The organism is Kitasatospora sp. HUAS MG31, from assembly GCF_040571325.1.
GTDB lineage: Bacteria > Actinomycetota > Actinomycetes > Streptomycetales > Streptomycetaceae > Kitasatospora > Kitasatospora camelliae.
In genome coordinates this window covers 222,033-235,008 of the sequence record NZ_CP159872.1, presented here as the reverse complement: position 1 = coordinate 235,008, position 12,976 = coordinate 222,033, and the positions used below count along the sequence as shown (strand labels likewise).

Annotated in this window: 12 protein-coding genes and 3 pseudogenes; 8 read left to right on the top strand and 7 right to left on the bottom strand. The window is 71.0% G+C overall.

Translation table 11 applies throughout. From position 1 onward, the window contains the following. The first annotated feature begins 32 nt into the window (after positions 1 to 32). The 4 genes from ABWK59_RS01085 to ABWK59_RS01070 all read left to right on the top strand — a co-directional run bounded on the left by ABWK59_RS01085 (position 33) and on the right by ABWK59_RS01070 (position 6,382). A complete protein-coding gene (locus tag ABWK59_RS01085; protein WP_354637299.1) occupies positions 33 to 173 on the top strand; it encodes a hypothetical protein in 141 nt (46 codons plus the stop codon). 227 nt (positions 174 to 400) lie between these two features. Continuing rightward, positions 401 to 1,207, top strand: coding sequence for an HlyD family efflux transporter periplasmic adaptor subunit (locus tag ABWK59_RS01080; RefSeq protein WP_354637297.1), 807 nt, complete (start codon positions 401 to 403; stop codon positions 1,205 to 1,207). A gap of 158 nt (positions 1,208 to 1,365) precedes the next feature. Further along, on the top strand, positions 1,366 to 3,519 hold the full coding sequence (locus ABWK59_RS01075) for an NHLP family bacteriocin export ABC transporter peptidase/permease/ATPase subunit (RefSeq protein ID WP_354637295.1): 2,154 nt from the start codon (positions 1,366 to 1,368) through the stop codon (positions 3,517 to 3,519). A 1-nt stretch (position 3,520) separates the two neighbouring features. Further along, positions 3,521 to 6,382 carry an NHLP bacteriocin export ABC transporter permease/ATPase subunit gene (locus ABWK59_RS01070; protein ID WP_354637293.1) on the top strand — a complete coding sequence of 954 codons (2,862 nt, stop codon included), beginning with the start codon at positions 3,521 to 3,523 and terminating at the stop codon, positions 6,380 to 6,382. 81 nt (positions 6,383 to 6,463) lie between these two features. Here the strand turns inward: ABWK59_RS01070 and ABWK59_RS01065 are convergent. From ABWK59_RS01065 to ABWK59_RS01055, 3 genes and pseudogenes are all read right to left on the bottom strand, one after another. Beyond that, positions 6,464 to 6,736, bottom strand: a pseudogene (locus tag ABWK59_RS01065) (rhodanese-like domain-containing protein); the annotation flags it as partial. A 66-nt stretch (positions 6,737 to 6,802) separates the two neighbouring features. After that, positions 6,803 to 7,573, bottom strand: coding sequence for a sulfite exporter TauE/SafE family protein (locus tag ABWK59_RS01060; RefSeq protein WP_354637292.1), 771 nt, complete (start codon positions 7,571 to 7,573; stop codon positions 6,803 to 6,805). After that, entirely contained in the window at positions 7,570 to 7,932 is a 363-nt protein-coding gene (locus ABWK59_RS01055) for a rhodanese-like domain-containing protein (protein ID WP_354637291.1), read from the bottom strand. Before ABWK59_RS01055 ends, ABWK59_RS01060 begins: the two co-directional genes overlap by 4 nt. A gap of 266 nt (positions 7,933 to 8,198) precedes the next feature. Between ABWK59_RS01055 and ABWK59_RS01050 the strand changes: the two are divergent. The 3 genes and pseudogenes from ABWK59_RS01050 to ABWK59_RS01045 all read left to right on the top strand — a co-directional run. Further along, a pseudogene (locus ABWK59_RS01050) lies at positions 8,199 to 8,647 on the top strand (MBL fold metallo-hydrolase); the annotation flags it as partial. 65 nt (positions 8,648 to 8,712) lie between these two features. Further along, a complete protein-coding gene (locus ABWK59_RS36565) occupies positions 8,713 to 8,886 on the top strand; it encodes a rhodanese-like domain-containing protein (protein WP_420492718.1) in 174 nt (57 codons plus the stop codon). 90 nt (positions 8,887 to 8,976) lie between these two features. Then, entirely contained in the window at positions 8,977 to 9,606 is a 630-nt protein-coding gene (locus tag ABWK59_RS01045; RefSeq protein WP_354637290.1) for an OsmC family protein, read from the top strand. Between the two features lie 412 nt (positions 9,607 to 10,018). On the opposite strand, the pseudogene ABWK59_RS01040 reads toward ABWK59_RS01045, so the two are convergent. The 4 genes and pseudogenes from ABWK59_RS01040 to ABWK59_RS01025 form a co-directional block, all read right to left on the bottom strand. Beyond that, positions 10,019 to 10,812: pseudogene (locus ABWK59_RS01040) on the bottom strand (transposase family protein). Then, positions 10,713 to 11,108 (bottom strand): GNAT family N-acetyltransferase, encoded by a 396-nt coding sequence (locus ABWK59_RS01035; RefSeq protein WP_354637288.1) that lies wholly within the window; start codon positions 11,106 to 11,108, stop codon positions 10,713 to 10,715. The pseudogene ABWK59_RS01040 and the gene ABWK59_RS01035 overlap by 100 nt, the downstream one beginning before the upstream one ends. Before the next feature lie 339 nt (positions 11,109 to 11,447). Then, a complete protein-coding gene (trxA, locus tag ABWK59_RS01030; protein WP_354637287.1) occupies positions 11,448 to 11,810 on the bottom strand; it encodes a thioredoxin in 363 nt (120 codons plus the stop codon). 58 nt (positions 11,811 to 11,868) lie between these two features. Then, positions 11,869 to 12,336 carry an OsmC family protein gene (locus ABWK59_RS01025; RefSeq protein ID WP_354637286.1) on the bottom strand — a complete coding sequence of 156 codons (468 nt, stop codon included), beginning with the start codon at positions 12,334 to 12,336 and terminating at the stop codon, positions 11,869 to 11,871. A 195-nt stretch (positions 12,337 to 12,531) separates the two neighbouring features. Between ABWK59_RS01025 and ABWK59_RS01020 the strand changes: the two genes are divergently transcribed. Further along, positions 12,532 to 12,798 (top strand): metal-sensitive transcriptional regulator, encoded by a 267-nt coding sequence (locus tag ABWK59_RS01020; protein WP_354637284.1) that lies wholly within the window; start codon positions 12,532 to 12,534, stop codon positions 12,796 to 12,798. The last annotated feature ends 178 nt before the right edge of the window (positions 12,799 to 12,976 follow it).

Here is a 12,976-nt window from a genome sequence, read left to right as displayed (position 1 = left end):
CATGAGCATCAGGGAAAGAAGGGAAGCACGTCATGCCCGACAACTTCACGCCTCAGGGCGAAACGCTCGACCCCCTGCCTCAGGTCGAGGCTGTCGAGACCACGGCCATCGACGACGACGAGCTGGACAACATCTCCGGCGGTGCCGTCCACCCCGTCTCGCAACGCTACTGAGCCGCGCGGTCCGCTGACGCTTCGCAGACCGGTTCGCAGGGGGGTCTGCCTGCTGGGCATCCCTGTCCCCTGAAGTCCTGTGCAGTCAGAGGCGTCACCTCTGACTGCAGGATCACGATGAGTCGGCCTGTCGGTGTGTGAAGTCCGTTGGCTGGTCCCAGGCCCCGGAGCTCGCGTTCCGGGGCCTCGGGATTTCCGTTGGTCAGTGCCGTCGAAGGAATGGTTCCGTGAAGTTCCGCCAGAAGGCGCTCACCAAGCTGCATTCGCCCGAGGAACTCGATGTGCCGGTGCGCTTCGCCCGGCCGCAGGGGTGGCTCGTGCTCGCGGTCACCGTGGTCGTGATGTCCGCCGGCTGCGTCTGGGCCGTGACCGGCTCGGTCACCCCCAGGCTGAGCGCGCCCGGGGTGCTGACCCACGAGGAGGGCAGTTACGTCCTGCAGAGCCCGGTGGAGGGCCAGGTCACCGCCGTCTTCGCCAACGAGGGCGACTGGCTGCCGAGCGACGTGCCGTTGCTGAGTGTGGGCACCGACCAGGACGTCCAGACCGTCAGGACCGTGGCCGCGGGCCGGGTGACCTCACTGGTCGCCGGGATCGGGACGGTGGTCACCACCGGAGCTGCCCTGGCGACCGTGGACCGCTTCGAGTACTCCGACAGCCCGCTGGTGGCGATGCTGTACGTGCCGGGCGGCAGCGGAGCGACGATCCCGGCGGGCTCGAGGGTGGACCTGACCGTCCAGTCGGTGCCCGCCCGGCGCTTCGGTGTGCTGCGCGGGCACGTCCTGACGGTCGGCCGGGTTCCCCAGACGCGCCAGCAGATCACCGGCTTCCTCGGGAACGACCAACTGGGCGAGCGGTTCGCCGCTCAGGACCAACCGGTGCCCGTGATGGTCCAGTTGGACCGCTCGGAGGGGACGAGTTCCGGGTTCGCATGGTCCACCACGAGCGGCCCCCCGTACGCGATCGACTCCCCGACGCTGGTCAGCGGGGTCATCCACCTGCCCGCGCAGCACCCGATCGATTGGCTCCTTCCATGACCGGACGGAACGGGTCCACGACCGCGTACCAGCCGCCGCAGCCGAACCAGCCCTCCGCCGCGGGGCCCGGGCGGGGCCTCCCCGACCGGCCGACCCTCGAGTCGCGCCGTGCGGGCCGTGCGAGCCCCTCGGAGCACTCGCCGATGCCGAAGGGCCGCATGCCGAAGACCGTACGCAGCCCCACCGTGCTGCAGATGGAGGCCGTGGAGTGCGGTGCGGCCTCACTGGCGATGGTGCTCGGCCACCACCGACGCCATGTGCCCCTCGAGGAACTCCGCGTCGCCTGTGGGGTCTCCCGCGACGGCTCCCGGGCCGGCAGCCTGCTCAAGGCGGCCCGCGGGTACGGCCTCGACGCCAAGGGCATGCAGATGGAACCGGCGGCGCTGGCGCTGGTACCGGCCCCGGCCATCCTGTTCTGGGAGTTCAACCACTTCGTCGTCTACGACGGGATGGGCCGCCGCTTCGGGCGCCGCGGGGTGCACCTCAACGACCCGGCCCGGGGCCGTCGGTTCGTGTCGCCGGAGGACTTCGACGCCAGCTTCACCGGTGTCGTGCTGACCTTCGCGCCGGGCGCCGGCTTCCGCCCGGGCGGGCGCAGACCGGGGGTCAGGGGAGCACTGCCCGCACGGCTGCGGGGCACGTCGGGCGCGATGCTGGCCGCGCTGGTCGCCAGCTTCCTGCTGGTCGTGGTGGGTGCGGCGGTGCCTGCGCTGAGCCGTGCGTACATCGACCTGTTCGTGTTCGGCCAGCAGACGTCGCTGTTGCCGGTGATCTTCTCATCGATGGCCGCCACGGTGGTGCTGACCGGCGTGCTGATCACGCTGCAGCAGGCGAACCTGCTGCGTGGGCGCATCATCTCGTCGACGCTGAGCAGCGCCCGGTTCCTGCGGCATCTGCTGAGGCTGCCCGTCGCGTTCTTCGGCCAGCGCTACCCGGCCGATCTGGTCCAGCGCCTGCAGTCCAACGACGCGGTCGCCGAGACGCTGGCGCGGGACCTCGTCGCCGCCTGTGTGGACGCGCTGGTGGTGATCGTCTACGCGGTGCTGCTGTGGACGTACGACCCGCAGCTGACGGTGATCGGGGTGCTGCTCGCGCTGCTCAACGTGGTGGCGCTGCGTCTGGTGACCCGGATCCGGAGTAGTGGGGTGGACAAGCTGCGCGCGGACGGCGCCCGGCTGACCAACACCGCGTACAGCGGGCTGCGGCTGATCGAGACGATGAAGGCCACCGGTGGCGAGGACGGGTACTTCCGACGCTGGGCCGGCCAGCACGCAACGACGCTGGTCGGGGAGCAGCGGCTCGGTGTGCCGAGCGCGGCGCTGGCCGTCGTCGCCCCCACCCTCGCAACGCTGAACAGCGCGCTGATCCTGCTGATCGGAGGACTGCGGGCGGTGGAGGGGCATATCTCGATCGGTCTGCTGGTGGCCTTCCAGGCGCTGGTGACCAGCTTCAGCGCGCCGGTCACCCGGCTGAACGCGGTGGCGGGCCGGGTCCAGGACTTCGCGGCCGATGTCGCCCGGCTGAAGGACGTCGAGAGCTTCCCGGCGGATCCGCGGTGCACGCGGCGCGAAGGCGTCGCGACCACGCGCAGACTGATCGGGCACGTGACGCTCCAGCAGGTCACCTTCGGCTACAACCGGCTGGACAGACCGCTGCTCAGCGGCCTCTCCCTGTCGGTCGGCCCCGGGCAGCAGGTCGCGCTCGTCGGCGGATCGGGCAGCGGCAAGTCCACCGTGTCCCGTCTGGTGTCGGGTCTGTACCAGCCCTGGGAGGGCGAGATCCGCATCGACGGGCAACGGCTGGAGGAGATCCCGCCCGCCGCGCTGTCCGCCTCGGTCTCCTTCGTCGACCAGGACGTGTTCCTCTTCGAGGGCACGGTCCGCGACAACGTGGCGCTGTGGGATCCGTCGATACCGGACGACGCCGTGATCGCCGCCCTCAAGGACGCGGCGATTCATGACGTGGTCGCCCGGCGCCCCGGCGGCATCCACAGCCGGGTGGAGCAGGACGGCCGCAACTTCTCCGGCGGTCAGCGGCAGCGGCTGGAGATAGCCCGGGCCCTGGTCCGCGATCCGAGCGTCCTGGTCCTCGACGAGGTGACCAGTGCGCTGGACGCGGGGACCGAGCAGGTGATCATCGACAACCTGCGGCGGCGCGGTTGTGCCTGTGTGGTGATCGCGCACCGGCTGAGCACGGTGCGCGACAGTGACGAGATCGTGGTCCTGGAGCACGGAAGGGTGTTGGAGCGTGGGCGGCACGAGGACCTGGTCGCCGCCGGGGGACGGTACGCCGAGTTGGTCAGGGAGCGTTGACGTGACATCCGTTCACCCGTCGGTGGCCGACGGCACCGGGCCGGACGACACGGTGCTCGACGCCTTGGGCGAACTGGGCACACCCCTCGAGTACGCCACCGCGCGCGGCCTGGCCCTGGAGGGACCCCAGGTGCTGTGGCTGATCGCCGAGGGGGCCATGGACCTGTTCGCGGTGGACGCCGTGCGACAGGGGCGCTGGCACTTCCTCGGCCGGCTCTCGGCGGGCACCCTGCTGCTCGGCCCGGTCGACGGGCCGCGGCACACCCTGCTCGGCAGGCCGTTGCAGGGCTGCGTGCTGCGCAGGATCCGGCTGGGGGAGCTGGTGCGGTCCGATGACGCCGACACCGGCGCGAACCGCGGCCCCGGGGGCGGTCTCGGCCTACTGGAGGACGCGTTCGCCCGCGGCATCGGGCACGGCCTGCGTGTTCTGTTCGAAGCTCCTGCGGGCGGCCGACCGGAGCAGGCGCCGGGACAGTTCGCGGCCGGCGCCCGCGAATCGGCCGACGAGGGGGTGGCGTGGGTGTCGGTGGCTCCCGGCAGCCTGCGCCACGGCGGGGCTTTCGACGGGCAGAGCACCGGGGACCTGCTGATCGACGGCGCGGTGTGGCACCGCCTGGTCGACCAGCAGACCAGGTTGCTGTTCGCGCTGGACCGCTGGATCGATCGGTCGGAGCGCGTCCACGAGGACCGCGCGGCGGCCGGCATCAAGGCGGGTGAAGCCGTTCGCGCCCAGGCGGACCGGGCACTGCTGGCCTCCATCGGCACGTCGGGCGAGGCCCCGGCGGATGTCCCCGCGGGATCCGACGACGCGGCGCTGGCCGTCTGCCGGTTGGTCGCCGGCGCGGCCGGCATCGCCGTCACCGCACCCACCGGCGATGGTGCGTCCGGCGACCGGCTCGGTGCGGTGCAGCGGATCGCGTTGAGTTCGCGATTGCGTACCCGGGCGGTCGGGCTCACCGGGCGCTGGTGGCGGGAGAACGCCGGTCCGCTGGTGGGCCGGCGGGCCGGGAGCGGCACCCCGGTGGCGCTGCTGTGGCGGCGAGGCAGGTACGAGGCGGTGGATCCGGCCCGCGGCACGCGGTCGAGGATTGACAGGGCCAACGCCGACGAATTCGAGCCGTGGGCCGTGATGTTCTACCGGCCGCTGCCACAACAGCCGCTGACCGCCTGGCGGTTGCTGCGGTTCGCGATGCGCGGCGCCGGGACGGACCTGCGCAACCTGGTGCTGGGCGGGCTGGTCGCCGTCGTCCTCGGCGCGATGGTGCCGATCGCCACCGGGCGGATCCTCGGCGACTACGTGCCGAACGCCGAGACCGGCCTCATCGTCCAGACCTCCCTGGCGATCGTGGCCACCGCCGTTGTCGGCGCCGCCTTCATGCTGATGGAGAACATCTCCATCGTCCGCATCGAAGGGCGCCTCGAAGCCACCCTGCAACCGGCGGTGTGGGACCGGCTGCTGCGGCTGCCGGCGAGGTTCTTCGCGGAGCGCTCCACCGGTGAGCTGGCCACCGCGGCGATGGGCATCAGCGGCATCCGCCGGGTGCTGTCGGGCACCGGCTCGGTGATCGTCCACGCCGTGACGGTCGGCACGGTCAACCTCGTTCTCCTGCTCTGGTACAGCCTTCCGCTGGCGCTGGTGGCGCTCGCCGTGCTGGTCGTCCTCGGCGCGGTGTCCCTCGGGCTGGGGCTGCGGCAGTTGCGGTGGCAGCGCCGGCTGACCGTGCTCCACAACAAGCTCAACAACCAGGCGTTCCAGACCCTGCGCGCACTGCCCAAGCTGCGGGTCGCCGCAGCGGAGAGCTTCGCCTACGCGGCCTGGGCGGGCGAGTTCGCGCGCAGCCGCGAACTGCAGCGGCGGGTCGGCCGGATCAAGAACCTGATCACGGTCTGCGACGCGGTCGGTCTGCCGCTCTGCACGCTCATCGTGTTCATGCTGCTCGCCGGGCCGGCCCGCGGGGCACTCTCGCCGAGCGGCTTCCTCACCTTCAACACCGCTGTGACGATGATGCTGGTCTCGATGACCCAGCTGACCGGCGCGCTCGTCTCCACCGCCTCGGTACTGCCGATGTTCGAACAGCTCAAGCCGGTGCTCGACGAGGCTCCCGAGGTACGCGGGGGCAGCACGGCGCCCGGCACGCTCAGCGGCGCGATCGAGGCCAGGGCACTGTCCTTCCGCTACACCGAGGACGGACCGTTGGTGCTCGACGACGTGTCGTTGCGCATCCCGCCGGGCGAGTTCGTCGCCGTCGTCGGCGCCAGCGGCTGCGGCAAGTCGACGCTGCTGCGGCTGCTCATCGGCTTCGACCGGCCGGCCCTGGGCAGCGTGCTCTACGACGGCCAGGACCTGGCGACCCTCGACCAGGCGGCGGTGCGCCGTCAGTGCGGCGTCGTGCTGCAGGACGCGCAGCCGTTCGCCGGCTCGATCCTGGACTGCCTCCGCGGTACCGGGACGTACTCCCTCGAAGAGGCCTGGGCCGCCGCCGAGATGGCGGGGCTGGCCGAGGACGTCAAGCGCATGCCCATGGGCATGCACACCGTGCTCAGCGACAGCGGCGCTACCGTCTCCGGCGGGCAACGGCAACGCCTGATGATCGCCCAGGCCCTGATCCGCCGCCCGCGCATCCTGTTCTTCGACGAGGCCACCAGCGCGCTCGACAACGAGACCCAGCGCGTGGTGATCGACAGCACCCGCACGCTCCGCTGCACCAGGATCGTGATCGCCCACCGGCTGTCCACCGTGCTGGACGCGGACCGGGTCATCGTCATGGCCGAGGGTCGGATCGTCCAGCAGGGGCCACCCGCCCGACTGCTGGCCGACACCGACGGCTTGTTCCACGAGCTGGTCCGCCGCCAGATCCGGTGAAGTGACGTTCCAGGGGGGCGGTCGAGGGGTGGGGTGGTGTGTGGCGAGCCGCGGCGGCGGGGTGGGTCCGTGCCAGGCGGTGGTGCCGCCGACCAGGGTGAGGGCGGTGATGCCGGAGGCGGCGAGTTGCTCGCAGGCGGTGGCCGAGCGGTTGCCGGAGGCGCAGACCACGGCGATCTCGGAGCGTCCGGCCACTTTGCGCAGTGTGGGCAGGGCCTCGTCGAGCCGGTCAAGGGGGATGTTGTGGGCTCCGGGGATGTGGCCGGCGGCGTAACCGCCGGGGGAGCGGACGTCGATGACGGTGAGCTGCTCCAGCTTGGGGTGGAGCTGTTCGACGGTCAGGGGCGTTGCCACGGGGTGGCGGGTCCTTTCGGGCAAGGGGGACCGCCCGGGCCGGGGGTGCCCGGGGGAGTGCCGGGGTCAACGGAGAGCGTCGGCGAGCATCAGGGCGGCGACGGCCAGCAGGGCGACGGCGAACGCGGTCTGCAGGGTGCGGCCGCTGAAGCGGTCGGCGAGGCGTTTGCCGTCCCAGGCGCCGAGCACGGCGGCGGCGGTGAACGGTGCGATGACCGCCCAGTGGAGGCCGCCGGTCGCACCGAGCCGCGGGACGAGGGCGGCGAGGGAGTTGGCGGAGATCACCAGCAGGCTGGTGCCGACGGCCTCGGCCATGGTGAAGGCGAGGACGGACACCAGGGCAGGGACGGCGAGGAATCCGCCGCCGACGCCGAGCAGTCCGGTGACCGCGCCGAGGCCGGCGCCCGTCCCGGCGGACCGTACGATGCTCGGCCGGGGTGCCTGGCCGTCCTGTCGAGTGGCAGCCGGCGGGGACTTTCGGGCGGTGGCGAGCATGCGCCAGGCGGCGACCGCGGCCAGCGTCGCGAAACCGGCCGTCAGCACGGCGGCGGGGAGCCGGGCGGACAAGGCCCCGGCCGCTGCGGCGACCGGTAGGCCCGCCGCGGCGAACAACAGACCGGTGCGCCAGCGCACCCGTCCGGCGCGTGCGTGGGCGAGCAGGCCGGTCAGTGAGGTGGCGGCGACGATCAAGAGTGCGGCGGTGCCGGCGTAGGCGGGGGTGAAGCCGAGCAGGTAGATCAGGGCGGGGACGGCCAGCATGCTACCGCCTCCGCCGAGGCCGCCCAGTGCCAGGCCGACGACGGCGCCGGCGATCAGGGCGAGAACGAGCGCGGTCATATGACCTGTCCACCAGTGCCGTGTGCGGTGACGACGGGCAGCCCTGCCTCGGCCCAGGCCCGCATCCCGCCCGTCACGTTCACGGCGGTGATGCCGCGCGCCGCCAGCAGGTCGACGGCACGCTGCGAGCGGTTGCCCGAACGGCAGATCGCCAGGACCGTACGGCCGGCCGCGGTCGGGAGCTCCGCGCCCGCGGCCACGGCGATGAGCGGCAGCCACACCGCGCTTGGTGCGTGCCCTGCGGCGAACTCCTCCTGCTCACGGACATCGAGGAGGACCGCCTCACCGGCTGCGGCCAAGGAGTCGGCCTCGACCGGGACGACCTGTGGTGGAACGGTCGACGGGTGCGGCAGGGACATGTCTGGCCTTCCGGAGGTGTGCGATGAAGAACGGGAGCGCGAAGCCCCCGCGCGGCTGTGACGCCGATGGGCGGGCCGGGCGACCGGGCGGGGAGACGGTGAGCCGTCCGCGGTGACGGCCGGCGTGGCCGCCCCTTACTTCCGATAATACCCATAGGGGTATCTTGGAGAGCAAGCGATACCCCGTCCCGTATATTCCAGGGTCCACGTCGCGGATCGCTGCGTGACGCGCCCGGACCTCAGACTCCCGGAACCAGGAGACTCGCGTGTTCTTCGCCCAGTACTACCTCGACTGTCTGTCCCAGGCCTCGTACCTGATCGCCGACGAGACCACCGGCCGTGCGGTGGTCGTCGACCCGTGGCGCGACATCGACGAGTACGTGACGGGGGCGCCGAGAAGCACGGCTTCAGGGTCGAGGCCGTGATCAACACGCACTTCCACGCGGACTTCCTGGCGGGCCACCTGGAGTTGGCGGCCCGCACCGGGGCGTGGATCGGCTACGGGCGGCGCGCGGAGACCGAGTACCCGATCCGTCACCTCGCCGACGGTGAGCGGATCAGCCTGGGCGAGGTCATCCTGCAGATCATGGAGACTCCCGGGCGCATCCCCGAGTCGATCAGCGTCCTGGTGTACGAGCGGGCGGACGACGCCGTGCCGTGCGGCGTCCTCACCGGTGACGCGCTGTTCATCGGCGACGTCGGCCGCCCCGACCTCGACGTCCGCCTGCGGCGAGCGCGCCGAAGGGGCGGTGGACGGCTCCCTGCACATCGCCCTGAACGATGCCCCGCCGCCTGCCCGAGATCCCCGCCGACCGTCCGCTCGTCCTGCACTGCGCCGGCGGCCACCGCTCCTCCATCGCCGCCAGCCTGCTGCGCCACCACGGCTTCGGCGACGTCTCCGACCTCCTCGGCGGCTACGCCGCCTGGGCCGCCGCCCACCAGCCCGCAGCCTGAACCGGGCCCCGGTCCGGAAGGAATACGCGCCGCTCCCCAACCGCTTCCATGAATACCCATAGGGGTATTCATGGAAGGGTTGTGGGAGCCATGGCGAAGGTGATCGATCAGGCGGCGGAGCCGCTCGTCACCGCATGCGGGCGGCGGATCGACGTAGGACAGCTAAAAGTTGACGGACCGGCTGCCTGGATCGGCAGGGTCACCCTCGACGTCGGACCCGAGACTGGCGGAACCTCCCGCATCTGGGCCGGACTCAGCCCGGCCGAGGCGCGTGAACTCGCACAGCGCCTGCTCGACCAGGCCGCCCGTACCGAGAACGAGTCATCATCAAGATCCGGACGGGGAGTGGTCGAGGTCGCACCGGCAGGCCCTCGCAGCTGGGCCGCGACCGCACGAGGCCGCCACCTGTTCACCGCCGGACGCGGCACCGTTGAACCCTCCCCGGTGGAACAGCTGGTGGCATCTGCGGCAACCTGCGCCGCCGAACGCGCCGCACGCTTCCTCCAGGGTCAGGGAGTGCCGCACGACACCGTGCGCGTCACCGCCCACTTCGAAGAACTCGACGACCAGCCCGCCGGGATCACCTCCCTGCGTCTGGTCCTCGCCCTCCCTCCCGGTCTCGACCCGCAGCGGCACCCCGCCCTGCGCGAGGCGCTCACCAGGTGCGCGGTCACCAACACCCTCCGGAACCCGCCGAACGTTACCGTCGACCTGCGCTGAAACTGGCCATGGCCGGAGCCCGGAAAGGCTCCGGCCACAGCCCGAGCCGGTGTAGGTTCCCGCTCGATCTTGGGTCCGGTACCCGGTCGATCCGGCCATCAGCCCCAACGGTCCGATCCCCCTCGGGGATAAGCTGCTCGGCAGTCTCCCCGGCTGCGCTCGCCGACGCGCCGATCGAGGCGTGGCCCTTCGAGGTGTGCGGTAAGGCGGTGGAGAGCTTCGAGCAGTTCCGGCGGCTCATCCACGAGGCGGAGAGCATCCAGTACGGCGAGTCCGTTGCGCGGGCAAGCGGCATCGTCGTCGAGTCCAGCTGATAGAGAGTCGGCACGCACGTGATCGTGCCGGCGAACCTTCCCGCCACATGGCAGGTGCGTAGAACGGGCGCGGGTCAGTGAGGTTTTCTCAACGGTGATCACTTCCAGATTCCAGTGAGGACGAGGGCAGCTCGGGCGATGTCGCCGATCCGGCTGAGGCTGAGCGTGACGTGTTGCAGGGTGCGCCCCGCTGCTTGAGCTCGGCGGCGGTGCGCTCGCCGAGGGCCCGGACGTGCCGCAGCAGGGTGTTGAACATCCGGCTATCGACGTGAAGTGCCTGTTCGGATTTGCCTTTTGGGCGGCGGACGGGGATGCGGACGCCGATGCCCGCGCCGATGTAGCCTTTGTCCGCCAGGGTCGGCAGACCGTTCGCCGGCGCCTTGTACAGGGCGGGCAGGGCGTGGATCCGGGCGGCGGTGATGTCCGGGGTGGAGCCGAGCTCGACGTCGGAGACCCACAGTGGGGTGCCGTCCGGGGCAGACAGGAACTGGAGGTTGCCGCCGAACGCCTTGTGCTTCTGGCTGAACCACAGGTCATTGCCGTTCTCGCGGACGTCGGCGAGGCGATCTGATTCGATCAGTGTGCCGTCGAGGATGACATGCGTCATGCCTTCGCCCTGACAACGGGTCGGGACGTGGTGCAGGTCGGGGGCCTGCTCAGCGAGGACATCGATACCTTCGTGCAGGTAGCGGTAGCCGGTGGCCTGGGAGACGCCGGCATCGCGGGCCAGACAGTGCACACAGCCGCGCTCGCGGAACCAGCGCAGCACCAGCACCGCCTGTCGGAACGGCCTCAGAGCGCGATGAGCCCTGCCACTGTCGGTTTGAACCCGCAGGCGTCGAAGTAGAACGACCGTAGGTCGTCCTCGAAGTCGACGTGAAGCCATTCGCATCCGGCTTCGCGGGCTTGGCAGGCGGCCTCCGCTATGAGTTCGGCTCCGACCCCGGACCTGCGGTGGCCTCCCGCGACCACAGTGTCCAGGATGAACGCGTGAACGCCGCCGTCCCACACGACGTTGACGAAGCCGACGAGGGCACCGTCATCACGTGCACAGACCCAGCCGAGGCTGTGGCGCTGCACTCGGGCTAGCCAATCGACATCCAGGGTCGGATGGTTGAAACCCTCTGCATGCAGGGTATTGACCGCGGCGTTGACGAAGTCGCCCCGCCACTCATACGTGATCGTCATGGCGCGAGCGTAGACCGCCACCCCTGCCCGATCCTCCTCCGCAGGGAGGACCGGAAATGGTCACCGCTGAGAAAACCTCAGTGAGAGGACGCAAAGCAGCGCGGGAACCTACAGCCCCGCTGCGAAGAAGGGGACTGCTCCTGGATACGCAGGAGCGGAAGGGAAGTTCGCACGATGCGTCGGCAGCTCGGCGTGTTCGAAGGGCGCAGACCCTCGTGCCGCATCCCCCGATGACAGGAGGATGCGGCACGTGCTCTGCGCCTGTCGCGAAGCCGGCCGGTGCCGGGCGGGGCGTCTCCCGTCGCCCACGGCCGTCGGTCCGCCCGGCGGGCTCGTCGGCTACGCGGCAGTGGCCGCGATCTTCCGGCGGACCTCGTCCATGTCGACGGCGCGGACCTGGCGGATCACGTCCTCCAGTGCGGCCTCCGGCAGTGCGCCCGGCTGGGCGTAGAGGACGACGCCGTCGCGTACTGCCATCAGGGTCGGGATCGAGGAGATCTGGAAGGCCGCTGCGAGCTGCTGCTGCGCCTGGGTGTCGACCTTGCCGAACACGATGTCCGGGTGCTTCTGCGAGACGCGCTCGAAGACGGGTGCGAACATTCGGCACGGACCGCACCAGGCGGCCCAGAAGTCCACCAGCACGATGCCCTCGCCGCTGGCGATCTCGTCGAAGTTCTTCTCGGTCAGCTCGACCGTGGCCATGGCCGTTCTCCTCTCGTAAAATACCCCCACGGGTATTAGAACGGTGAAGCACGGTCGGCTATTCCGGCCCGTTGGGCGGGGTCACCTCGATGCGGACGGTCGGGGGCTGGTGGAGCGTGTTGTGGACGGTGCAGCGTGAGGCGACGGCAAGCAGCGCGTCGTACCGGGCCGGGTCCAGGCCCTCCGGCGGCTCCACCGTGAGGGTCATCTCGGTGACCCGGGCGGGGCGGTCGGCGGCCATGGTGAAACCCGCCTCGACTCGCAGTCCCTCGGGGGCGACGCCGTGCCGGGTCAGGTAGCGGCCGGCGTAGAACGCCACGCACGAGGCGAGCGACGCGGCGAACAGTTCGGTCGGGGTGGGGCCGGCGTCCCGGCCGCCGCCGTCGACCGGCTGGTCCACCACGAGTCGGTGGCCGCGAACCGCGATCTCGTAGCTGTCCTGGCTCAGGTGCGAGATCCGGATCCGGCCCGGGGGGAGGGTTGCCCCGGAGTCGAAGGGAGGGGTGCTCTGCGCAGGCGAGGTCATGGCCTGTTCCTGTCGGGCAGGCCGCGAAGCGGCGGTCGGTGGCGGTCGGGGTCCAGGTCCAGTAGAGATCGGCGCCGCGCGGCAGGCCAGAGCCGACCGGCCCGGTCCGGCAGGGTCCGTCAGCCCCGGCCCAACTGCCCGATGTATACCCTGGGGGGTAAACTGGCCGGAGAACGACACTCTGGGGGTGCGGACATGCAGGTAGACGACGAGGCGGTCGGCGCGGTCCTCAACCGTCTTCGCCGGGCGCAGGGTCAGCTCGCCGGCGTCATTGCGATGATCGAGGCCGGACGGGACTGCAAGGACATCGTGACCCAGCTCGCTGCCGTCTCCCGCGCACTGGACCGGGCCGGATTCAAGATCGTGGCCAGCGGTATGCGCCAGTGCATGGCCACCGTCGATGGCGACGCCCCGCCGATGAGCGAGGCCGAACTCGAGAAGCTCTTCCTCGCCCTCGCCTGACGCCCGGCCGCCCGCCGCCCGGCGGGCGTGGGTCGTCCGGTGTGGATCGTCCCACGTGTGCATCGACCGCCCGTGCCGATCCGGCTTGCCCCGTCGTGGCGCGAAGGCGACACGCCGGGCGACCCCCAGTGGAATTCAGCCCTTCTTTGCGGTGTTGCTATATTCTGCACATACCCCC